The following is a 22,187-nucleotide window of genomic DNA, read 5'->3' on the forward strand; positions in this document are numbered from 1 at the left end:
ATGGTTTCAGCTGGTGATTTTAGAAATGGTCTAACAATAGAAATGGATAATAACATCTATGTCATTATTGAGTTTCAACATGTTAAACCCGGTAAAGGTGCAGCTTTTGTTAGAACAAAGATTAAGAATTTGAAAACAGGTGCCGTGATTGAAAAATCATTTAGGCCAACAGAGAAATTTGAAAATGCTATTATTTCTAGAAAAGACATGCAGTATTTGTATGCAGATGGTGATATTTTCCATTTTATGGATGTAGAATCCTATGAACAGATTGGTTTAAGTGAAGATCAGTTAGATGGTGCCCTAAAATTCGTAAAAGAAAATGAAATTGTAAAGGTTTTATCTCATGCAGGTAAAGTATTTGGTGTTGAACCACCTATCATTGTTGAGTTATTGGTAACACATACTGAACCGGGTGTTGCAGGTAATACAGCACAAGGCGCAACAAAACCGGCGACAGTAGAAACCGGTGCAACAGTCTATGTACCTTTGTTTGTTAACATTGGCGATAAATTAAAAATCGACACAAGAACCGGCGAATACATATCTAGAGCAAACTAGAATAAAGCAGCCCTAAAGGATATCAATGGGGCTGCTTTATTGTTGTTCATGCAAGCAAACCGCGACAAAGTCGCTTTGTTCTTGCATACTTGAGCGACTTTAGATATAATGATACTAGCACGTTGTGAATACAATGGAATGGAGGCATATAATGGACAGACAAGTTTTAAAAATACATGATCATGAAGATGTAGGAGAAATTCATATTGCAGATGAGGTTATTGCAATTATTGCAGGTCTTGCAGCGACAGAAGTAGAAGGTGTCAAAGGCATGGTAGGCAATTTGGCAGGTGACATTGTTGAACTACTTGGAAGAAAGAATCTAGCAAAAGGTGTGATTGTTGAAGTTGGTGAAGGTTGTGTTTCCCTTACCCTTGCAATTGTTGTAACCTTTGGTAGTCAGATTATAGAGGTGTCGAAAAGTGTCTCTGAAAAGGTTAAAAATGCAGTAGAGACCATGACCGGACTTAAAGTGGAAGTCGTGAATATAAATGTTACCGGTGTTGACATAGAGAAGTAATATCACAAATCGAAAAACGTTGATACCCTTAAATAGTTATTTAAGGGTATTGTAATGTATGGAGGCAATCATGAATAGAAAAAACATCAGAGAGAATATCTTCAAGATTATATTTTCCTATGAATTTGGACTTGAGGTCCCGATTGAAGAGCATATTGAGGATTATCTGGGGACCATTGAAGTCAAGGACGATGAAGCTGTTTATATTAAAACCAAGGCAATGGGTATTGTAAGTAAGAAAGCAGAACTTGATGCTACCATTGGTTCAAGTTCTACGAGTTGGAATCTAAAACGTATTGCAAATGTAGAAATGGCCATTCTTAGGTTGGCCTTATTTGAGATTCTATATGATGAAGAAATACCCACCAATGTAGCTATTAATGAAGCCATAGAAATGGCAAGAAAATATGGTGGTGATCAATCGCCAAAGTTTGTTAATGGTGTTATAGCAGGAATCGTAAATGAATAACTTTAGATAGAGTAGGGATAAGATGGAAAAGCAGGTACTAAAGGTTAGTCATGTTAATGCCTATATTAAACAATTAATGGATAAAGATTTCATTCTAAAAAACATATCCGTACAAGGTGAGATTTCCAACTATAAAGCGCATAGTTCAGGACATCTCTACTTTACTTTAAAAGATGATGAGAGTACTATAAGCTGTGTAATGTTCAAAACCCATGTCCAAAACTTAGGATTTGAAATTGAAAACGGCATGAAAATCATTGTTCAGGGTGCTGTATCCGTTTATGAGCGAAGTGGTCAGTACCAGATTTATGTCCGCAAGATTATGCAGGACGGATTAGGTATACTGTATCAAGCTTTTGAAGCATTGAAGAAAAAACTAAGTGCTGAAGGTCTTTTTAGGGAAGAAGCCAAAAAACCTATTTGTAAATATGCCGCCCATATTGGCATCATAACCTCGGATACAGGTGCAGCTATAAGAGATATCGTCCAAGTAGCGAAACGACGGAATCCTTATATAAAAATGACCCTATATCCGGCACTGGTTCAAGGAACGGATGCTGCTCAAACCATCATCAAAGGTATTGCTTATTTTAACCAAGAAAAAAATGTAGATACCATCATCCTTGGTAGAGGTGGTGGGTCTATTGAAGACTTATGGGTGTTTAATGAAGAAGCGCTAGCAAGAAGCATTTTCATGTCCGAGATACCCATCATATCTGCTGTGGGTCATGAAACAGACTTTACCATATCCGATTTTGTTGCAGATCTAAGAGCACCTACGCCTTCTGCTGCAGCTGAATTAGCAGTTTATGATTACTATACTTTACAAAATAATCTAAACCAATTGGAGCTAACATTAAGACAAGCCATTTATCGACAGTTGGATCTAAAGAAAAAAAGATTGGAACTCCTAAAAATTCAATTATCCCATCAACACCCAGGGCTTAAATTTGAAAGAAAGTATCAGTATATTGTAGAATTAGAAGATAAGATGAAAATGCTTATGGCAAATATCCTGAGAAGAAAGCAACATCAGTTGGACCTACTTGAGGAACAATTAAAAGGCTTGTCACCCACCCAAAGATTAAAAGAGGGTTATGCTTATTTAAGTGATCTTCAGTTTAACAAGATTACATCTGTTAACCAACTCAAGGACAATGACAAGGTTATGGTAACCTTATCGGATGGTCATGTTATAGCTACAGTTGATACCATCGAATATAATAAAGGAGATGCGTGAAATGGATAAAAAGACATCCTTTGAAACTTCTATAGAAAAACTGGAAAAAATCGTTCATGAATTGACATCAGAGGATCTGACTTTAGAAGGCTCAATTAAAACCTATAAAGAAGGCATGGCATTGGTAAAGCATTGTAACGATTCTATTGATAAGATTGAAAAAGAGCTAGAAATCCTGACAAATAGGAAGGCGTAGAGATGAATGAATTTGATAAAAAATTAAGAAAACAGCAGCAAAATATCAATCAACTTCTTATCGAATTTCTCCCGCAGGAAACCAGTGGCTATCATGAAATCGTAATTGAAGCGATGACATATAGTCTTTTGGCAGGTGGAAAAAGAATTAGACCTATGATACTTGAAGAAGTATATGGTTTGTTCAAGCCAAAGTCATTGTCTATAGAACCGTTTATGGTTGCTATTGAGATGGTGCACACCTATTCATTGGTTCATGATGATCTACCGGCTATGGACAATGATGATCTAAGGCGTGGCTTGCCGACCTGTCATAAAAAATATGGTGAAAATATCGCTATTCTCGCAGGCGATGCTTTACTAAATAGGGCATATGAGATCATGTTGGAAGGTGTCATGAAATATAAGTTAGGTGACCAAGGCCTATTGGCCGCTTCCTGTTTGGCAACAAATGCCGGAACGAAAGGTATTATAGGTGGTCAAGTTGCAGACATTACTTATGAAGATCAAGCAGTAGATATGGATGTTATTGGGTACATCCATCAACATAAAACATCGGCTCTGATTGAGGCAGCATTTATGATGGGTGGATACCTTGCCGGACAAAGCGATGAGGTCATAAAAAGGTTGAACAGAATAGGGCGATGCATTGGTCTGGCTTTTCAGATTCAGGATGATTTACTGGATATAACGGGAGATGAGGCTAAGCTTGGCAAGCCGATATTGAGCGATATGAAGAATAAAAAAACGACTTATGTAGATTTAAAAGGTGTTGAAGGCTCTAAAGTTATCGTAGCGGATCTACTGGAAGAGGCACTAAGTGTGCTTAAATCATTTGATAGCACTAAGACCGTCTTCTTAAGAGATTTTATTAACTATCTTAAGGAACGAACATTTTAAGTTTAAAGGGTAAAAATTATAGTATTCAAGGAGAATAACATGAATGAGATCAGTGATTTATTAACCAACAGAGTATTTCTTTCAGCAATGATAGCATGGTTTATCGCTCAATCTATAAAAATAACATGGATATTGATCAAAGAAAAAAGATTTGATGTTGGTAGAATAATGGGATCCGGCGGTATGCCCAGTGCGCATTCAGCATCTGTGGTTGCAACAACGTTTTGTATTGGCAAGATTATGGGTTTTAATAGCCCTATGTTTGGTTTTGCAGGTATGATGAGCTTTATCGTCATGTATGATGCAGCTAATGTAAGGATGGCGGCAGGCAAGCAAGCAAAGCTTATTAACCGGATAATCAAAGAACTAGGTGAACATAGATTTTCTATGTATAAGGAACTTAAGGAACTTTTGGGTCATACATATCTAGAAGTTTTTGTGGGTGGCTTACTGGGTATGATTGTAGGACTAAATATGGCATAATAGCTTCAGTGATGCTATAATAGTTTTGACCCTTTAACTATGAAATAATAAGTTAGAGCTGAAGATGCAGTATTCTAGTCATGACCTGCGCATCAGAAGACGGGCCTAAAAAACCGTATAAGGGCATATCGATGAAGTTTCTGGTGTGAGCTTGCGACGCCCAGTCGCGGGCTTGTGCTGGGAGTTAAGACATTAGGGCGATCCACAAGGGCATGTGGGCGTTGACCCTTTTGTCGCGGAGACCAACGTATGTGGGTTAACATGATCTACGGCGTTGGATTAAACCTGTCATGCGGCGTAAGCTGTGGACAGTGTAGCCTGCCTTGCGTGACTTTGAAGGGGATAGTAATTTAGGCATTGATTCTTAGGCCAAAGAGGATGTGTTATTGTTGCTTGAAATTTGAAGTTGCTAAAGAGGCTAAGAAGCGTTTGGTGATGTGAGGAAAACTCCTAGACTGTTCGATAGAGGTTATCATAGGATTACAGTGTGGTTATTAAGGCGATCTAGCGCCAGTTGTTTTGGGAATTCAATGAAAGAGGAATCGCTCCTTTGGCGACATCGGAGTTTGAATTTGGGAAAACCTGCTAGACTACATGCCGCAAAATTTACTATGGTAATTATCTTCAGCTTTTAATTTTAATATAGTTTTAGTTTTGACACCTTAACCAGTTATATAATTTAGAAAACTGAGTTTTGGCTTTAACCAAAGTGTTAATCAAAATAGGTACAAGTATGAGATGAGGGTATGCATGAGTGAACAAAAAAGTCGGGTTAAATTCCGCAATATGTATACAAATAAAAAGGTGAATTACTTATGGGTTTATGTAATCACAGTGATTACATTTTTTGTAGCCTTAATTTTAGGTTATATATCTTTAGTATTTATGGAAAAAGTTAGTGTTATTGGTGCACTTTTTATCTTACTATTTATTGTTTTTTTAGGTGTTATTTTTGACTTGTTAGGTATATCCGTAACGGCAGCTACAGAAACGCCTTTTCATTCTATGTCCTCCGGTAAGGTTCGGGGTGCCCAAGAAGCCATATTAATTATTCGAAATGCCGGTTCAGTAGCCAACTTCTTTAATGATGTAATCGGTGATATTTCCGGGATTATTTCAGGATCAGCTTCTGCTGCTATCATAATTAAACTGAATGAAACCATGACCATAAAAACAACGGCTTCAAGTATTATTCTAACGTCCATCATTGCCGCTATTACCGTAGGCGGTAAGGCAATTGGTAAAGAAGTTGCTTTACGACACGCCAATTATATTGTTTATAGATTGGGTATACTACTAAGCTACATAAAAAAAAGGAAAAAAAGGTGACCTATGTTTAAAGTATTGGATAAAATTCATTCCCCTGAGGACTTAAAAAGCCTAGATAGGGATGATTTAAATAGATTAAGTCATGAAATAAGAAAATATTTGGTGGATGTGATTAGCGTAACAGGTGGTCACCTGAGTTCCAACTTAGGTGTGGTGGAACTCACCATTGCCCTACATTACGTTTTTAATTCACCAGTTGATAAATTAATATGGGATGTAGGTCATCAAAGCTATGTTCACAAGATCTTAACAGGACGTAAAGAAGCACTTAAGACCGTCAGGCAATACCAAGGCCTTAGTGGCTTTCCAAAACGTCTTGAAAGCGAACACGATTGTTTTGATGTGGGGCATAGTTCAACCTCTATATCTGCTGCTATTGGATATGCTGTTGCAAGGGATATGAATAAGGATGATTATAGTGTTGTAGCCATTATTGGGGATGGCGCTTTGACTGCAGGAATGGCATTTGAAGCCCTTAATAACGGTGCTCAGATGAAAAAGAATTTCATCGTAATCTTAAATGACAACCAAATGTCCATAGGAAAAAATGTTGGTGGTATGGCGGAGTATCTTGATACCATAAGAACCGGTCATGTCTATAAAGAGATTAAGCATGATGTTCACAAGGTATTTGATCGCATCCCAGTGGTTGGTAAGATGCTAACAAAAGGTGTTAGAGAAATCAAAGATGCCTTTAAGCAAGTATTTATTCCGGGGATGTTTTTTGAAGAAATGGGTTACACTTATTTGGGGCCAATAGATGGTCATGCGGTACCACAGATTATAAAAGTCCTAAACCAAGCCCGCAGAATAGAAGGGCCGGTTCTAATTCATGTTAACACAATAAAAGGAAAAGGTTATCATCATGCGGAAATCAACCCATCTAAGTTTCATGGTACAAAGCCTTTTATAACAACAAATGGTGAAGCTTTAGTAAAAAAAGCGGCGAACACTAAAAAGACTTATGGCGAGTTGATGGGTGATCAATTGATTCAGTACATCGAAGATGGCCATAAAATTGCAGGCATAACTGCAGCCATGCCGGACGGAACAGGAATGACCCGTTTTATGAAAAAATATCCTAAAGCCTTTTTTGATGTAGGTATTGCCGAACAACATGCTGTTACATTTGCTGCAGGCTTAGGTCTAAGTGGTATTAAGCCTTTTGTTGCCATCTATTCAACTTTTTTACAAAGAGCCTATGATCAGGTGTTACATGATGTTTGTATACAAAAAATCCCGGTTGTTTTTATGTTGGACAGGGCTGGATTGGTCGGAGAAGACGGTGAAACCCATCAAGGTGTTTTTGACTTATCCTATTTGAACCACATGCCGAATATGACAGTCATGGCACCTATGGATAGTGAAACCTTTAAAGATATGATGGCTTTTGCATTAACTTATATGGATGGGCCCATTGCCATACGGTATCCAAAAGGTGAAGCGCCCTTCTTCGGGTATGATAAAAGTCCCATTGTCTATGGTAAAAGTGAAGTATTAGAAACGGGTCAAGATATAGCAATTCTTGCAGTCGGTTCGATGGTGGATGAAGCCTTAAAAGCCAGTGCAATGGTCAAATCATCGGTCACAATTGTAGATGCTAGGTTTGTTAAACCGATTGACTACGATCAAATTGATCGATTGGCAGCCACACATAAGTATTTATTAATAGCTGAAGAAAACACTATGATTGGTGGTTATGGTAGTGAAGTCTTGCGCTATGTGCACCAAAAAGGTTATGATATAAAAGTGGAAATCATGGGTATTAAAGATGATTTTATTGAACATGGATCTAGAAATAAGCTAATGGAAATACTGGGTTTGACAGCCAATCATATAGCGGCATATATAGAAAGATATAACAGGTGATACTATGTCAGTAGAGAAAGAAAGGCTTGATATTCTACTCGTTGAGTTGGGTCTAGCACCATCACGTGAAAAAGCCAAGACATTAATCATGTCCGGTAATGTTTTTGTTGGCGGTCAAAGAGAAGATAAAGCAGGAACAAAAGTCAATAAAGCGTTGGAAATTATTGTCAAGTCCAATCCAAACCCTTATGTGAGTCGTGGTGGTTTCAAATTGGAAAAAGCCTTACAACAATATCCAATCGTTCTTGAAGATAAGATTTGTATGGATGTAGGAGCTTCAACAGGTGGCTTTACGGATTGCATGTTACAAAATGGTGCGAAGAAAATCTATGCAATAGATGTAGGTAGAGGACAATTGGATTGGAAGCTTCGACAAGATACACGTGTGGTATGTATGGAGAAAACCAATATTAGGTATGTAACGCCTGAGCAGATTCCAGATCCTATTGACTTTGTTAGTATTGATGTATCCTTCATTTCACTTCTTAAAGTCCTACCTACAGTTAAGCAGTTGATTAAAGAACAATGTGAAATGATTTGTTTGGTCAAACCTCAATTCGAAGCCGGACGTGAAAAAGTTGGGAAAAAGGGTGTGGTTAGAGATCCTTTAATCCATAAAGAAGTTTTGATCCGTATTTTGTCAGAATCGGTTCAAATGGGTTTTGAATTTTTAGGTTTGGAATATTCACCAATAAAAGGCCCAGAGGGTAATATTGAGTATTTACTATATGTGAGAAAGCATGCAGTGGATGTGTCATATGAAAGCTTTAAGGCACGTATCGATGAGGTCGTAGATCAAGCTCATGAAACACTGTAGTTGGTGACGTAATGAAGAATGTCTATATGATAATTAACACCAGTAAGGACCCGACTTTGACCTATAGCTGTAAGATTATGGATTGGTTGAAGTCTAAGGACTGCAAAGTGTACATAGATAGCTATGTACGAGAGTGTTATGCCTTCAATGCGATTGATATTGAAGATGATTCAGAACTGGATGAAATTGATTTCGCTATTGTACTAGGCGGTGATGGTACGATTATCCATTCGGCAAGACGATTGGCGATGCATGAAATACCAATCTTAGGGATTAATCTAGGAAATCTTGGATTCTTAGCAGAAATAGAGGAACATGAGTGGCAAGAAAATCTAGAGAAGGTTCTGGAAGGTAAGTTTGAAATAGAAACCAGAATGATGTTAGAGGCGCAGATATACACGAATGGCATTTTAATTGAAGAAGGATTCTGCCTAAATGATGTTGTCATTAGTCGTATGGCATTATCTCGAATGGTAGGGTTTAGCATCTATGTTAACGATGAGTTTGTTAATTATTATTCAGCAGATGGAATCATTATTGCAACACCTACCGGATCAACCGCTTATAACTTATCAGCAAACGGACCTATACTAGCACCACATAACGAGATGATTGTTATGACGCCCATCTGTCCCCATTCACTAACGGCTAGGAGTATTGTATTATCCAGCAACGATATAGTGAGAATCACTTTTGAACATAATCGAAGGTCATGGGACAATGACTTAATGGTGACCATTGATGGTCAAGAAGGTAAAGAAATCAACAATGATGCAGAAATAATTATCCAAAAAGCGGATTTAAAAACCAGGCTTATTCAAATAGAAGGACATAATTTTTATCATATATTAAGAAGAAAACTGGGTGGTAATTAGAGGAGGTTGGTTATGAAAATAGCTAGACAATCAAAGATCATAGAACTGGTGAATCATTTTGTTATAGAAACCCAAGAGGAATTGGTGCATCGACTGCAAGAAAATGGTTTTGAAGTAACACAGGCAACGATTTCAAGAGATATAAGGGACCTTAAACTCACCAAAGTATCCATACCGGGTGGCAAACAAAAATACGCCATACTTCCATCTAAAGAAACTAATTTAAGTGAAAAGTATATTCGGATATTCAAAAATGGGTATAGTGGCATGGACCGAGCGGGTAATATGATTGTACTTAAGACCTTAACCGGTATGGCTATGGCGGTTGCAGCCGCAGTAGATGCAATGGATTTTGATGAGGTTGTTGGATGTATAGCAGGTGACGATACCATTTTTTGTGCGACACGAACAGAAGCTGATGCTATTTTTGTTATGGAACGCTTAAGCAAAGTGGCACACAGCCAATAAGAACATAGCTTTTGGGAGGATTAGATGCTAACCTATTTACATGTAGAAAATTTTGCTCTAATTAAATCTTTGGAAATTGACTTTGATCATGGTTTAACTGTTCTTAGTGGTGAAACCGGTGCAGGTAAATCCATTGTCATTGGTTCTATGAATGCCATATCCGGTGGAAAGTTAGACAAGTCGATTATTCGCAAGGGTTCTGATTATGCCTTGATTGAAATGATTTTTGTTCTACAGGAAGAAGCATTAATACGATTGAAAGAAAAATACGGTATTGACTATAATCATGAACAAGAATTAATCGTTTCAAGAAGATTTAATATGACAGGGCGTAGTGTTTATAAAGTGAACCATCAGACGGTGACTGCCACAGTGGTTAGTGAAATCGCGGATATGACTTTAGACATTCACAGTCAACATGAACATCAATCCCTTTTAAATCCAAACAATCATATTGATTTGTTAGACCGATATGTAGGTCAATCTCTAAAGTCTTTAAAAGACGATCTGTATATGGATTATATAACATACAAAAAATTGGTTAAAACTATTGAGGAAGACCATCTTACAGTAGATGATCGAAAGCGGGAAATAGATTTTTTGAGATTTGAAATCAATGAGATTCAGTCAGCCAATCTGATTGTAGGTGAAGATGAAACCTTAAGTAAAGAGTATAAGCTTTTGTCCAATCGTAATAAGATCCTTCAAAAATTATTAAGTGTTGAACAACGGTTAACACAGAATCCAGAAATGAATCTATGGGAATGGATTGGTCAAATGCTTCGTGAATTTGAAAGTATTCGACATCTGGATGATGAAATCGAGGACATGGCCATTATGATGGCTCAGATTGAAGACATGGTTAGAGATTTAAACAAGCATGTTGAAAGCTACCTTGAAGAATTGGGATCCGATCATCAAAGCCTGAACGAAGTAGAAGAGCGTATACACATCATCAATACCCTGAAAACAAAGTATGGTCAGACCATTGAATTGATTCTAGATGCATTAGAAGAAAAAGAAAAACGGTTGGAACATCTGGAAAACTATGAGACAGAACTTGAGAAAACCAAAGCGGCCATTCTGGCCTTAACGGCTAAACTGGAGAAAAAGTGTGCGACTATTTCTAATCTAAGACAGAAAGCGGCCAAAGAAATCGGAACAAACATTGAGTCGGTTCTGGTAGATTTGAATTTTTCAGATGCTAAAATGGAAATAGATATTGAAAGAATGGATCAATTTAGTCAAAATGGTTATGATAAGGTGACCTTTTTAATCAGCACGAATAAAAACGAATCCGTGCAACCTTTGGTCAAAATTGCTTCCGGTGGTGAGCTATCAAGAGTCATGTTGGCCATTAAGTCTGTTTTTGCTGAAATGGATCAAATTGGCACCTTGGTATTTGATGAGATCGATAGTGGTATCAGTGGACGCACCGCTCAAAAAGTGGGAGAGAAGATGTCAGCATTAGCTGTGCATAGACAGATTATCTGTATAACCCATTTACCACAGATTAGTGCAATGGCGGATCAGCATTATTTGATTGAGAAATCCGAATCACAAAATAGGATAGAAACCTATGTAAGACAACTAAAAGGTGCTGAAATCTTCCAAGAATTAGCCAGACTTATTGGCGGCGCTATCATAACAGAAAACACACTGGAGTCAGCTAGGGAAATGAAAGAACAAGCGACGGCGATAAAAGAGGCACATATTTCTAAATTATAACTCAAAAGCTTAACATGAAAAGAAGGCTAAAGGGATGGTATGGTCCTTTAGCCTTCTTTTCTTATAACACCTTAATGATTTAGGGTAAGAATTTTAAACTGATATCAAGAGCCTGAACCGAATGGGTGAGCGCACCAACACTAATGATGTCCACACCGGTCTTAGCTACGTCAAGGATTCGATCTAAAGTCATGTTACCACTGGCTTCCAGTATGGCTTTACCTTGATTGATAGCAACAGCGGCACGAAGCATATCGTTGGTCATATTATCAAGCATAATGATGTCCACATCAAGATCCAAAGCTTCTTTAAGTGCTTCAAGACTTTCAACTTCTACCTCGATTTTTGTAGTATGGGGTATGTGAGCACGAATCTGTGTCACAGCATTTTGCATCGACCCTGCTCCGGCGATATGATTGTCTTTAATCATAACAGCATCCGAGAGGCCATATCTATGATTATAACACCCGCCGACACGAACTGCATATTTCTCAAGTAACCTAAGTCCGGGCGTGGTTTTTCTTGTGTCGACAATTCGAACAGGATAACCTTGAACCTTCTGAGCATACTGATGAGACATGGTTGCTATACCGCTCATCCGCTGACTTAGATTCAAGGCCAATCTTTCACCCATCAAAATCTTATCAAGAGGACCGGATAGATCGCCTAATATGAATCCGGGTTTTACAAAATCACCATCTTTGGCAGAGGGTTCAAAAATAATTGTCTTATCAATGGTTTGAAACACAAGGTTTATAATATCTATGCCACAGATGATACCTTCTTCTTTTGCGATAAAAGTGGCACGAATATTATGACTTTGAAATAGGATGTTCTGAGAAGTAATATCCCCATAGGGCATGTCTTCTTCAAGCCACGCTTTAATTTTATTAATTAACTGATGTTCATTCATAGGTCCTTGCATGGTTAAAGCCCTTTCTTTTCAATATCTTTATAATGACAACCTAAACTTTCATGGGCTAAAGCATCTTCAACGACCATCAAGCTGACAGATATAAGATTATAGGATTTGGCATGGTCGATATGATCATAACGCACTTTTTTAAGTTGATGTAAGAGCCGTGTTAACTTTGATTTGGCCAATCTAAGTTGGCTATCATAACGGACGATACCCACATGTTTGGTCATGATTTCTTGAATATAAGCTTTATGTACAAGATAGTTTTGTGAAGCAGTCGTTTTTGTATACTTCCATGGATCGAGTGGGTTAATAGAATAAGAAGGCAGTGGAAGATCTTCGTGATGTGAGACAATATGTTCGGCGACGTTTTTACCAAAGACTAAGCACTCCAGTAAGGAGTTACTGGCCAATCGATTGGCACCATGAACACCTGTTGAAGCTACCTCACCACATGCATATAAATGCTTAAGATTGGTACGGCCCATTAAATCTGTACAGATACCACCAATGGTATAATGGGCAACCGGTGTTACCGGAATAAGGTCAACGCCAAGAATTAAACCATCTTTTTCAAGTGTTTTATAGATATTAGGGAAACGTTCTTTTAAATAGGCCGTTTTTAAATGTCTGGTATCTAGATAAACAAAAGGTTCATGGGTGGAAGTTATAACGTCATAGATGGCTTTTGACACGATATCTCTAGGTGCTAATTCTTTTAGTGGGTGAATGTGATCCATAAAGCGGTTCTTATGAGCATCTAACAAATAGGCACCGACACCACGCATAGCCTCAGTAATAAGAAAATAACCTTTATCTTTATTTTTATAAGCTGTTGGATGGAATTGAATATAGCGCATATCTTGGCATTTTGCGCCAGCAAAAGCAGCGATAGCAATAGCCTCACCGGTTGAACCTTCTTGATTTGTTGTATGTTCATAGAGATCACCAAGTCCCCCGGTTGCCATTACAATATGTTTGGCATAGAGAACCTGTATGGTTCCATCCATCTCATAGACGATACCAATGGCTTCTTGATGATGTACCACGAGTTCTAACAAAGAAGCGCCTCTTAAGATTTGTATATTGTCGGATGAATTAATTTTCCGATCAAGTAAGCTCATAACCGATTGTCCGGTTTGATCACCGCCGGCATGAATGACTCTAGGAAAGGAATGTCCACCTTCTAAGGTAGCGCGAATGTTTTGTTTTGCATCTTGGTCAAATTCAACGCCAAGCTTTTTGAGTGTATGAATTTGATCGGGTGCACTTTCAATCAAAGTTTTAACAGCTTCTATATTATTGGTATGTCTACCGGCTGTTAGTGTATCATCGATATGAGCTTCAAAAGAATCCTTTTGGTCAAGAGAGATGGCGATGCCACCCTGGGCCAAAGTTGAGTTGGTGGAGTGGTGGCACATCATGGTGATATCTAGATTAGAAGGCAAATTAAGTGCAACATAAGTACCGGCCAAACCGGTACCGATAATAAGGACATCTGTGGTTTTCATGGTATTTCACCTTCTAACTGAGAGCCAGCATTTGGTCTAAGGCATTATAAGCGGCCAATCGTGTTGTTTCTTCTATCATCATTTCCGGACGACTGTTAAGTAAACATGTATATATATCTTCTAACTCTGTTTTCTTCATATTCTGACATAATAATTTACTGGATGCTAGGTGAAATGCTTTTTCAGGTTCATTTTGCCTAAGGCGGTGTATGACACCTTCTTCTGTACAAACGATGAAAGACTGGGCAGATGAAGTACTGGCACGATGAATAATGCCTGATGTAGAACCTATGTAATCCGCCAATTCAACAACACTTGGGTCGCATTCGGGATGGACCAATACTTCAGCATCCGGATAAAGTACTTTCATGGATTTTACGTCTTCAGCATTTAACCGATCATGCGTTCTACAAAAACCGGGCCACAAATGCATCTGCTGATCAGACAGTTGGGTGTTGATATAATGACCTAGATTCTTATCCGGCAAAAAAAGAATTTCTTTTTGTTCCAATTGACGGATGATGTGTAAAGCATTAGAGGAAGTGACGCATATATCCGTTAATGCTTTGACATCAGCAGACGTATTAACATAAGATACAATATAGTGATTCGGGTGTCTTTTTTTATGCATAGCAAGTGACTTCGCATCCACCATGTCTGCCATCGGGCATCCTGCATCTTGATTGGGGAGAAGTACTGTTTTATCTGGTGATAGAATCTTAGCCGTTTCAGCCATGAATTTTACACCACAAATAACAAGGCAATCAGCATCTACATCTTTACCATATTTGGCCATAGCCAAAGAATCACCCACAAAATCAGCTAAATCCTGTATTTCAGGAGACTGGTAAAAGTGGGCAATGATGGTTGCATTTTTTTCGGCTTTTAATTGATGAATTTTTGATATCAGTTCTTGAGACATGGTTATTCCTCTCCAATTTTGCATGTGTCTTGACATTATTTAGGAGAAGTATATCACAAACAGGCTTCAAGTGTCAAAAGGAAGCTATAGAAACTTTTGGGAGATCTTCTTCTGGGAAATATGGTATAAGATATAAAGATAATAATCCTAGGTACATGTAATTATATACAAAAAAAATAAGAATAATCGTTAATAAATGTTATATTTTATGATATAATGAATGCAAACAATCAAGGTTCGCTTAAGACTTTTCTTCGAGCTTTTTTTATGGAGTAATTATACAAATAACATTAAAATATTACACAACTGTTCAGAGATCGGAGTGATGGTATTGGAAACTCAGATGTGGCGGGAATTTTTAATTCCTTATCAGCAAGCGGTACAAGAGATGCAAATCAAATTCGAAAGCATTGTAAATGAATATCATAAATTAAGCCAGTACTCACCAATTGAATTTGTAACCGTTAGGGTTAAGAAAATATCCAGTATATTAGAAAAGGCAAAGAAAAAAGGTATTGCTTTAAGTGATATTGAAAATGAAATCGAGGATATTGCAGGGGTTAGAATTATTTGTCAGTTTGTTGAAGACATTGACAAAGTTGTAAGTCTTATTAAAAGTAGAAGGGACATTATGATAAAATATGAAAAGGACTATGTTACCAATACAAAGTCCAGTGGGTACAGAAGCTATCATATGATTATTTATTATGATGTTCATACGGCTTTAGGTGAGAAACGTATACAAGCAGAAATACAAATTCGTACATTGGCTATGAATTTTTGGGCGACAATTGAGCATTCTCTAAAGTATAAGTACAAACATAATATACCCATGGAGATTAGAAATAGGTTGGTTGCTGCAGCTGAGGCAGCTCACAACTTAGATAATGAAATGTCTAAGATTCGTTCTGAAGTTTTGGATGCTCAGGATTCTTTTCAATATAAGTCCGGTATTATTGCAGACATTCTTAATAATGTTCAGAATATTAGCAGTGTGGCCAATGATGATCTAGAGATTCAGCATATACAAGATGAGTTTTATCGGTTATGGGAATCCGGTGTTATTGAGGAGTTGACGGAGTTTAATAAGAGGTTGGATATTGTGGCTGAGACTTATAGGGCTCAGAGTTTGAATTAAAGATATAAGGTGTTGTTTAAGCAGTAAGTTTTTATTTTAGTCTAATCGACCGAAAGGAAGATAAATAAAATAAAAACTTACTGCTTTTTGTATCAAGAAACGAAGAGGCGAAGTCAATAAGGGCTATTTTTATGTTGTTTATTTCTAGCTCTCATGATATGATTAGACAGATTATGCGCTGATATGAATGGCGTGGTCATGAGTGAGGTTTAAGATGGATTTACCTTTATTATTTGAGAAAGAAATGCGCGTACTACTACAAGATAAGTATAGTGATTTTATAGATTCCTATGATCAACCCAGACATTTTGGGCTTAGAGTAAATGCCTTAAAAGTAGAGGATGATTTTGTCGATCAGATGGCTTTCGAGCTTGAAAAAATACCTTGGTGTAATCAGGGCTATTATTACCATGAGGATGAACGTCCTGGTAAAGACGCTTATTATATGGCGGGCTGTTATTATATTCAGGAACCCAGTGCTATGATGGTAGGTACGGCAGTAGATGCTAAGCCAGGAGATAAGATCATAGACTTATGTGCTGCTCCAGGGGGTAAAACGACCCATATAGCAGCCATGATGGAGCATCGTGGCATAATTGTATCTAATGATATTAGTCCCTCAAGAGTTAGAAATCTTAATAAAAATATACAGATTAGCGGTATAAGAAATTGTATCGTAACAAGTGAAGATCCTGCCAACTTAGCGAAGGCTTGGCCGGGTTACTTTGATAAAGTATTGGTGGATGCACCTTGTTCAGGTGAAGGTATGTTTCGAAAAGATCCTAAGCTGATTAAGAGTTGGGAAGAGAACGGACCGGATGATTTTGTACCTATACAGAGAAGCATTTTAGCTTCTGCGCATAGATTATTAAAAAACGGTGGGACTTTAACCTATTCAACTTGTACATTTAATATGAAAGAAAACGAACATATGATAGCTGAGTTTTTAAAAGAATACCCTCAGTATGTGTTGGTTGAATTGGAAAATATTTTGCCCGTATCGATTGGATTTCCTATTGATGGGTTAGATGAGCAATTTGAGAAAACTAAAAGACTTTGGCCCCATTTACAAGAAGGCGAAGGCCATTTTGTTGCAAAGTTACTTAAAAAAGATGTGGATATAAAAACGCCCATATCTGTTTTCAAGCCAGTAATAAGCGTGGAAGCTAAAGATGCTTTTCAAGGGTTTATAGAATCTATCGGTTATAAGCCGGAGGCAGGCATTCTAGAAAACATGCATCAACATGTTGAGAAGGTATTTTTCATTCCTAAAGAGGCACCGGAGACCAAAGGGCTAAGAGTTTTTTCCAGTGGTTGGTTTCTTGGAACCTATCAAAAGAAGCGATTTGAACCTTCACAGGCTTTTGCCAGTGCACTCAAACCGGATCAAGTCAAGAACAAAATCATACTTGATCATGAAGATATTAACGTTACAAGGTATCTAAAAGGCGAAACATTGTCGATAGATGTAGAGAATGGATGGTATCTTGTTTGTGTCGATACTTATAGCCTAGGTTGGGGCAAAGTCGTTAACCATAAATTAAGAAATAAGATTGAAGCAAGTTGGAGATGGTTATAATGTCCATGCGATTAGATAAATATTTAAGCAATATGGGTGTTGGCACAAGACGTGAAGTCAAGAAGTTGATTCAATATGGTAAAGTTATGGTCAACGAAGAAGTTGTTAAGATTATAGATCTTAAAGTGTCAGAAGAAGATGACCATATTAAGGTTTATGGTAAGACCATCGGTTATACAGCCAATATCTATATAATGCTGAATAAACCAGCCGGTTGTGTTACAGCTACCCATGACTTAAAGGATAAAACGGTATTGGACCTCATCAACCATAAGAGAAAAAAAGATCTGTTTCCTATAGGTCGATTAGATAAAGATACTGAAGGTCTGTTGATTCTCACCAATGACGGCCAACTGGCCCATCGTCTATTGTCACCAAAAAAACATGTACCCAAAGTATACTATGCTAGAATTAAAGGCTGTGTTACCCTAGCTGACTGTAAACGATTTTCAGAAGGTGTAACACTGGAAGATGGTTATACGACCATGCCGGCAAAACTTGAAATCTTAAGCGCCGGTTCTGAGTCAGAGATTCATATAACCATTCATGAAGGCAAATTTCATCAGGTCAAACGTATGTTTGAAGCTGTTGATAAAGAAGTCATCTATCTTAAAAGAATACAAATGGGAGGATTGAGCCTGGATCCTAATCTTAGATTAAGTGGTTATAGAGAACTTCGTGAAGACGAAGTACAGGCACTCGAAACCTTCTAGAATAAGGAGAATTATGTTAAAAAATATAAAAGCAGTCATATTTGATATGGATGGAACACTCATTGATTCTATGTGGTTATGGAAAACCATAGATATGGAATACTTAAAGCGGTTTGGATTGACATTACCTGAGGATCTTCAAGATGAAATTGAAGGCATGAGCTTTAGTGAAACCGCAGCTTATTTCAAAAAGAGATTTAATCTTCTGGATTCTGTTGAAACCATTAAAGATGAATGGAATAAGATGGCATGGTCATATTATATAGAAAAAGTGACGATGAAAGAAGATGCGCATCAATTTTTAAGTCATTTAAAGCACCATGGATATAAAACCGGCATTGGTACGAGTAACTCAAAAGAACTGGTGACATTGGTTATGAACAAATTCAAAATCGACCATTTTTTTCATAGTATACGTACCAGTTGTGAGGTAGCAAAAGGAAAGCCAAGTCCGGATATCTATCTACAGGTAGCGAAAGACTTGATGGTCTTACCGGAGGAGTGTTTGGTATTTGAAGACGTGCCTATGGGTATTATGGCAGCTAAAAACGCAGGCATGAAAGTGTGTGCTATTTATGATGATTTCTCAAAAAATATTACGGATGAAAAAATAAGACTGGCAGATTATTATGTGAATGGCTATACCGATGTGATGGAACTGATTAGGAATGAGGCTTAACCTATGTTTTTACCAATCTCAAAATTAGATATGGAACAAAGGGGTATTCATCAACTGGATTTCATCTTGGTTACAGGAGATGCCTATGTGGATCATCCCTCTTTTGGCGCAGCTATTATTGCCAGAGTACTTGAAAGAGATGGTTTTACAGTCGGCATTATAGCTCAGCCGGACTGGAGGAACCATCAAGATATCATGGCACTTGGTGCCCCAAGACATGCTTTTCTGGTAACCGGTGGTAACATTGATTCTATGGTGAACCACTATTCAGTGACTAAGAAAAGACGAAAGGAAGATGTCTATACTCCAGGGGATATTGCAGGGAAAAGACCGGACAGAGCAACCATTGTGTATGCTAACTTAATCAGACAAGCTTTTGGAGATGTACCCATCATAATTGGTGGTATTGAAGCATCTCTTAGACGTATGGGGCATTATGATTATTGGAGTGATCAAGTTAGGCGGTCCATACTCCTAGACAGTCAAGCGGATTTACTCTTATATGGCATGGCAGAAAAAAGTATAACTCAAGTAGGGCAAGCTCTAGAATCCGGCATTCATATTAAAGATATAACCTTTATTAAAGGCACTTGTTATAGATCGACAACAATAGAGGGTATCTATGATACGATTGTTTTACCTTCTTTTAAAAGCATTAAGACCTCTAAGGAAGATTATGCAAAAAGCTTTTTAATTCAATCTCAAAACACAGATGCCATAACTGCAAAAACGCTTGTAGAAACCTATGGTGAAAGGGAGTATATCGTTCAACTGCCACCTCAAGCGCCTTTAACCGAAAGTGAGTTTGACAGCATATATGGACTGAATTATGAAAGAACCTATCATCCAAGTTATGAATCCTTAGGCGGCATATCAGCCATTAAGGAAGTCAAATTCAGTATTATAAGCAACAGAGGATGTTATGGGGCTTGTAATTTCTGTGCACTAACTTTCCATCAAGGCAGAGTTATGCAGGCACGATCCGCTAAATCTATTGTTAGAGAGGCAGAAAGCTTTGTAGATGATAAAGATTTTAAAGGCTATATTCACGATGTTGGCGGACCGACAGCGAATTTTAGAAAGCCCTCGTGTCAGAAACAACTCAAATATGGGGTATGCAAAGACAAACAGTGTCTATTCCCACAGAAATGTGAAAATCTGGATGTTGATCATACTGAATATGTAGAGATATTAAGAAAACTACGCAACATACCGAAAGTCAAAAAAGTATTTGTTCGATCCGGTATTCGCTTTGATTATCTCATGTATGATAAGGATCCATCCTTTTTTAATGAGCTTTGTGAACATCATATTAGTGGTCAACTTAAAGTGGCGCCAGAGCATGTGGATCATGAAGCACTGAGCTACATGGGCAAACCGGACCATGCCATTTATGAACGGTTTACCAAACGTTATGAGCAAAAAAATGTACAATTGGACAAAAAGCAATTTCTTGTACCATACTTGATGTCCTCACATCCCGGTTCCACATTGCAAAGTGCTATAAAACTGGCCTTGTATTTAAGAGATATTGGTCATCAGCCTCAGCAAGTTCAGGATTTCTATCCAACACCGGCCACCGCTTCAACCACCATGTATTATACCGGTCTGGACCCAAGAACTATGAAGCCTGTCTTTGTACCTAAAAAGGCGAAGGATAAGGCCATGCAAAGAGCACTGATTCAATATAAAAAACCACAAAATTATGAATTGGTTAAAGAAGCACTTTTATTAGCAGGAAGGGAAGACCTTATTGGTTTTGACCGTGACTGCTTAATACGACCAAGACAAGAACGTACATATTCTGCGTCAAAGCAGACACAAAGTGATCCGGCTAAAAAAGAGGGTGCCACTAGTAGTCATAAAAGCAATCACAAAGGTAGTTCGAAACGTGATTCTAAGAACAGTTCCAATAACAGCTCAAAAAGCAATTTGAAAACAAATCCGAAACAAAAAAGAAAGACCATTCGAAATGTTCACAAGAAGAAAAAGTAGTTTTGACACTTTAACCATATTAAGTTATAATACAGTGTACTATAGAATCCTGTGTCTACGGATGAGGAGCAAATAACAAATGAGGAAGAGTGATGAAAATGATCAACAGTATGACCGGATTTGGTCGTGGCGAACATGTCAAAGATCAAAGAAAGATGATTGTAGAGATGAAGTCCGTCAATCATAGATACTGCGATGTGAATGTCCGTCTCCCTAGAAAACTGAATTTTCTGGAAAATGACATTAAGACATACACCAAAAAAAGATTGTCTAGGGGAAAAATAGATGTCTATTTAACTTATGAGGACAACTCGACAAAGCAAGAAAGCATACGGTTCAATGAAGCTTTAACAGAGGAGTATTTAACCTATTTTCAACATATAAGCGACCGATTCAATCTTGAAAATGACATTAAGGTATCTCATATCACAAGATACCCAGATGTTTTTGTAGTCGAAGAGCAACAAGATGACGAGACCCTTCTATGGGGGATTCTAAAAGAAGCCCTTGATTTGGCCATTTTAAAGATGATTGAGACAAGACAAGTTGAAGGTGAGTTGCTTAAGAAAGATATCCTTATTAAAATGAAAGCCATGATGGAAGCACTGAATCATATTGAAAAGGAATCACCATCTGTTGTTAAAGACTATCAAGTCAAGTTAGAGGCGCGCATACAAGAACTGTTATCGAATGCAGCCGTTGATGAGGCTAGGTTGGCTGTAGAAGTGGCATTGTTCGCTGACCGTTGTTGTATAGATGAAGAAATTGTACGCTTAAGAAGTCATATTGAACATATGGAAAAAACCCTTGAGTCAGACCAACCTATTGGTAGAAAATTAGATTTTCTCTCACAGGAAATGAACCGTGAGGCCAATACTATATTATCAAAGGCCAATAGTTTGCTTATATCCGGTCATGCTCTAGAATTAAAAACGGATATAGAAAAAATCAGAGAACAGATTCAAAACATTGAGTAAATGGTTAAGGGTCAAGACTTTAGTTGAACTTTCACATTTGACATAAAGTTACGAAAGTATCAACGTAACTATATGTTGAAGGTGAATGTAGTGAAACTTAGTAATGACCATTAACCATAATGGTTAAGGGTCAAGACTTTAGTTGAACTTTCACATTTGACATAAAGTTACGAAAGCATCAACGTAACTATATATTGAAGGTGAATGTAGTGAAACTTAGTAATGACCATTAACGATAATGGTTAAGGGTCAAGACTTTAGTTGAACTTTCACTTTTGACATAAAGTTACGAAAGCATCA

22 protein-coding genes are annotated in these 22,187 nt (G+C 37.6%); 19 read left to right on the top strand and 3 right to left on the bottom strand.

Translation table 11 applies throughout. From position 1 onward, the window contains the following. The 13 genes from efp (at position 1) to recN (ending at position 11,454) form a co-directional block, all read left to right on the top strand. Positions 1–561, top strand: a complete 561-nt coding sequence (efp, locus tag PATL70BA_RS00005) for an elongation factor P (protein ID WP_125135435.1) — start codon at positions 1–3, stop codon at positions 559–561. 151 nt (positions 562–712) lie between these two features. Continuing rightward, complete coding sequence (locus PATL70BA_RS00010; RefSeq protein WP_125135436.1) at positions 713–1,081, top strand: Asp23/Gls24 family envelope stress response protein; 369 nt, start codon at positions 713–715, stop codon at positions 1,079–1,081. A gap of 70 nt (positions 1,082–1,151) precedes the next feature. Continuing rightward, complete coding sequence (gene nusB / locus PATL70BA_RS00015) at positions 1,152–1,550, top strand: transcription antitermination factor NusB (RefSeq protein ID WP_172596032.1); 399 nt, start codon at positions 1,152–1,154, stop codon at positions 1,548–1,550. A gap of 22 nt (positions 1,551–1,572) precedes the next feature. Further along, on the top strand, positions 1,573–2,790 hold the full coding sequence (gene xseA, locus PATL70BA_RS00020; RefSeq protein WP_125135438.1) for an exodeoxyribonuclease VII large subunit: 1,218 nt from the start codon (positions 1,573–1,575) through the stop codon (positions 2,788–2,790). A 1-nt stretch (position 2,791) separates the two neighbouring features. Then, the gene (xseB, locus tag PATL70BA_RS00025) at positions 2,792–2,986 is read left to right on the top strand and encodes an exodeoxyribonuclease VII small subunit (RefSeq protein ID WP_125135439.1); all 195 of its coding nucleotides are present in this window, start codon (positions 2,792–2,794) and stop codon (positions 2,984–2,986) included. A gap of 2 nt (positions 2,987–2,988) precedes the next feature. Beyond that, complete coding sequence (locus PATL70BA_RS00030; RefSeq protein ID WP_125135440.1) at positions 2,989–3,885, top strand: polyprenyl synthetase family protein; 897 nt, start codon at positions 2,989–2,991, stop codon at positions 3,883–3,885. 39 nt (positions 3,886–3,924) lie between these two features. Then, the gene (locus tag PATL70BA_RS00035) at positions 3,925–4,368 is read left to right on the top strand and encodes a divergent PAP2 family protein (RefSeq protein ID WP_125135441.1); all 444 of its coding nucleotides are present in this window, start codon (positions 3,925–3,927) and stop codon (positions 4,366–4,368) included. 750 nt (positions 4,369–5,118) lie between these two features. Continuing rightward, positions 5,119–5,697 carry a hypothetical protein gene (locus tag PATL70BA_RS00045; RefSeq protein WP_243115937.1) on the top strand — a complete coding sequence of 193 codons (579 nt, stop codon included), beginning with the start codon at positions 5,119–5,121 and terminating at the stop codon, positions 5,695–5,697. A 3-nt stretch (positions 5,698–5,700) separates the two neighbouring features. Next, complete coding sequence (gene dxs / locus PATL70BA_RS00050) at positions 5,701–7,566, top strand: 1-deoxy-D-xylulose-5-phosphate synthase (protein ID WP_125135442.1); 1,866 nt, start codon at positions 5,701–5,703, stop codon at positions 7,564–7,566. A 4-nt stretch (positions 7,567–7,570) separates the two neighbouring features. Continuing rightward, the gene (locus PATL70BA_RS00055; protein WP_125135443.1) at positions 7,571–8,383 is read left to right on the top strand and encodes a TlyA family RNA methyltransferase; all 813 of its coding nucleotides are present in this window, start codon (positions 7,571–7,573) and stop codon (positions 8,381–8,383) included. Between the two features lie 11 nt (positions 8,384–8,394). Continuing rightward, a complete protein-coding gene (locus PATL70BA_RS00060; RefSeq protein ID WP_125135444.1) occupies positions 8,395–9,258 on the top strand; it encodes an NAD(+)/NADH kinase in 864 nt (287 codons plus the stop codon). A 12-nt stretch (positions 9,259–9,270) separates the two neighbouring features. Continuing rightward, the gene (gene argR / locus PATL70BA_RS00065; protein WP_125135445.1) at positions 9,271–9,726 is read left to right on the top strand and encodes an arginine repressor; all 456 of its coding nucleotides are present in this window, start codon (positions 9,271–9,273) and stop codon (positions 9,724–9,726) included. A gap of 24 nt (positions 9,727–9,750) precedes the next feature. After that, positions 9,751–11,454, top strand: a complete 1,704-nt coding sequence (gene recN / locus PATL70BA_RS00070; RefSeq protein ID WP_125135446.1) for a DNA repair protein RecN — start codon at positions 9,751–9,753, stop codon at positions 11,452–11,454. A 79-nt stretch (positions 11,455–11,533) separates the two neighbouring features. Here recN and nadC read toward each other — a convergent pair whose 3' ends face one another. Genes nadC through nadA form a run of 3 tightly spaced genes read right to left on the bottom strand, consistent with a single transcriptional unit; the run spans position 11,534 to position 14,806 of the window. After that, positions 11,534–12,367: a carboxylating nicotinate-nucleotide diphosphorylase gene (nadC, locus tag PATL70BA_RS00075; RefSeq protein WP_243115938.1), complete on the bottom strand. Its 834-nt coding sequence runs from the start codon at positions 12,365–12,367 to the stop codon at positions 11,534–11,536. Between the two features lie 14 nt (positions 12,368–12,381). Beyond that, positions 12,382–13,884 carry an L-aspartate oxidase gene (gene nadB, locus PATL70BA_RS00080; RefSeq protein WP_125135448.1) on the bottom strand — a complete coding sequence of 501 codons (1,503 nt, stop codon included), beginning with the start codon at positions 13,882–13,884 and terminating at the stop codon, positions 12,382–12,384. 13 nt (positions 13,885–13,897) lie between these two features. Then, on the bottom strand, positions 13,898–14,806 hold the full coding sequence (nadA, locus tag PATL70BA_RS00085; RefSeq protein ID WP_125135449.1) for a quinolinate synthase NadA: 909 nt from the start codon (positions 14,804–14,806) through the stop codon (positions 13,898–13,900). 331 nt (positions 14,807–15,137) lie between these two features. On the opposite strand from nadA, the gene PATL70BA_RS00090 reads away from it, so the two are divergent. The 6 genes from PATL70BA_RS00090 (at position 15,138) to PATL70BA_RS00115 (ending at position 21,887) form a co-directional block, all read left to right on the top strand. After that, a complete protein-coding gene (locus PATL70BA_RS00090; protein WP_125135450.1) occupies positions 15,138–15,944 on the top strand; it encodes a GTP pyrophosphokinase in 807 nt (268 codons plus the stop codon). A gap of 214 nt (positions 15,945–16,158) precedes the next feature. Then, positions 16,159–17,523 carry an RsmB/NOP family class I SAM-dependent RNA methyltransferase gene (locus tag PATL70BA_RS00095; protein ID WP_125135451.1) on the top strand — a complete coding sequence of 455 codons (1,365 nt, stop codon included), beginning with the start codon at positions 16,159–16,161 and terminating at the stop codon, positions 17,521–17,523. Further along, positions 17,523–18,236 (top strand): pseudouridine synthase, encoded by a 714-nt coding sequence (locus PATL70BA_RS00100; RefSeq protein WP_125135452.1) that lies wholly within the window; start codon positions 17,523–17,525, stop codon positions 18,234–18,236. The genes PATL70BA_RS00095 and PATL70BA_RS00100 overlap by 1 nt, the downstream gene beginning before the upstream one ends. 13 nt (positions 18,237–18,249) lie before the next feature. Beyond that, on the top strand, positions 18,250–18,915 hold the full coding sequence (locus PATL70BA_RS00105) for an HAD family hydrolase (RefSeq protein ID WP_125135453.1): 666 nt from the start codon (positions 18,250–18,252) through the stop codon (positions 18,913–18,915). Positions 18,916–18,918: 3 nt separating this feature from the next. After that, positions 18,919–20,910 carry a YgiQ family radical SAM protein gene (locus PATL70BA_RS00110; protein ID WP_125135454.1) on the top strand — a complete coding sequence of 664 codons (1,992 nt, stop codon included), beginning with the start codon at positions 18,919–18,921 and terminating at the stop codon, positions 20,908–20,910. 98 nt (positions 20,911–21,008) lie between these two features. After that, positions 21,009–21,887 carry a YicC/YloC family endoribonuclease gene (locus PATL70BA_RS00115; RefSeq protein ID WP_125138356.1) on the top strand — a complete coding sequence of 293 codons (879 nt, stop codon included), beginning with the start codon at positions 21,009–21,011 and terminating at the stop codon, positions 21,885–21,887. The last annotated feature ends 300 nt before the right edge of the window (positions 21,888–22,187 follow it).

The organism is Petrocella atlantisensis, from assembly GCF_900538275.1.
In the GTDB taxonomy this organism is placed as follows: Bacteria; Bacillota; Clostridia; order Lachnospirales; family Vallitaleaceae; genus Petrocella; species Petrocella atlantisensis.

Excerpts from the sequence above, each read along its gene's own strand:
- PATL70BA_RS00105 (WP_125135453.1), top strand. The coding sequence starts at position 18,250 with ATGTTAAAAAATATAAAAGCAGTCATATTTGATATGGATGGAACACTC.
- recN (WP_125135446.1), top strand. The coding sequence starts at position 9,751 with ATGCTAACCTATTTACATGTAGAAAATTTTGCTCTAATTAAATCTTTG.
- PATL70BA_RS00010 (WP_125135436.1), top strand. The coding sequence starts at position 713 with ATGGACAGACAAGTTTTAAAAATACATGATCATGAAGATGTAGGAGAA.
- efp (WP_125135435.1), top strand. The coding sequence starts at position 1 with ATGGTTTCAGCTGGTGATTTTAGAAATGGTCTAACAATAGAAATGGAT.
- PATL70BA_RS00110 (WP_125135454.1), top strand. The coding sequence starts at position 18,919 with ATGTTTTTACCAATCTCAAAATTAGATATGGAACAAAGGGGTATTCAT.
- xseA (WP_125135438.1), top strand. The coding sequence starts at position 1,573 with ATGGAAAAGCAGGTACTAAAGGTTAGTCATGTTAATGCCTATATTAAA.
- PATL70BA_RS00060 (WP_125135444.1), top strand. The coding sequence starts at position 8,395 with ATGAAGAATGTCTATATGATAATTAACACCAGTAAGGACCCGACTTTG.
- PATL70BA_RS00035 (WP_125135441.1), top strand. The coding sequence starts at position 3,925 with ATGAATGAGATCAGTGATTTATTAACCAACAGAGTATTTCTTTCAGCA.
- PATL70BA_RS00045 (WP_243115937.1), top strand. The coding sequence starts at position 5,119 with ATGAGTGAACAAAAAAGTCGGGTTAAATTCCGCAATATGTATACAAAT.
- PATL70BA_RS00100 (WP_125135452.1), top strand. The coding sequence starts at position 17,523 with ATGTCCATGCGATTAGATAAATATTTAAGCAATATGGGTGTTGGCACA.
- PATL70BA_RS00030 (WP_125135440.1), top strand. The coding sequence starts at position 2,989 with ATGAATGAATTTGATAAAAAATTAAGAAAACAGCAGCAAAATATCAAT.
- nadB (WP_125135448.1), bottom strand. The coding sequence starts at position 13,884 with ATGAAAACCACAGATGTCCTTATTATCGGTACCGGTTTGGCCGGTACT.
- PATL70BA_RS00115 (WP_125138356.1), top strand. The coding sequence starts at position 21,009 with ATGATCAACAGTATGACCGGATTTGGTCGTGGCGAACATGTCAAAGAT.
- PATL70BA_RS00055 (WP_125135443.1), top strand. The coding sequence starts at position 7,571 with ATGTCAGTAGAGAAAGAAAGGCTTGATATTCTACTCGTTGAGTTGGGT.
- nadC (WP_243115938.1), bottom strand. The coding sequence starts at position 12,367 with ATGAATGAACATCAGTTAATTAATAAAATTAAAGCGTGGCTTGAAGAA.
- xseB (WP_125135439.1), top strand. The coding sequence starts at position 2,792 with ATGGATAAAAAGACATCCTTTGAAACTTCTATAGAAAAACTGGAAAAA.
- argR (WP_125135445.1), top strand. The coding sequence starts at position 9,271 with ATGAAAATAGCTAGACAATCAAAGATCATAGAACTGGTGAATCATTTT.
- nadA (WP_125135449.1), bottom strand. The coding sequence starts at position 14,806 with ATGTCTCAAGAACTGATATCAAAAATTCATCAATTAAAAGCCGAAAAA.
- dxs (WP_125135442.1), top strand. The coding sequence starts at position 5,701 with ATGTTTAAAGTATTGGATAAAATTCATTCCCCTGAGGACTTAAAAAGC.
- PATL70BA_RS00095 (WP_125135451.1), top strand. The coding sequence starts at position 16,159 with ATGGATTTACCTTTATTATTTGAGAAAGAAATGCGCGTACTACTACAA.
- nusB (WP_172596032.1), top strand. The coding sequence starts at position 1,152 with ATGAATAGAAAAAACATCAGAGAGAATATCTTCAAGATTATATTTTCC.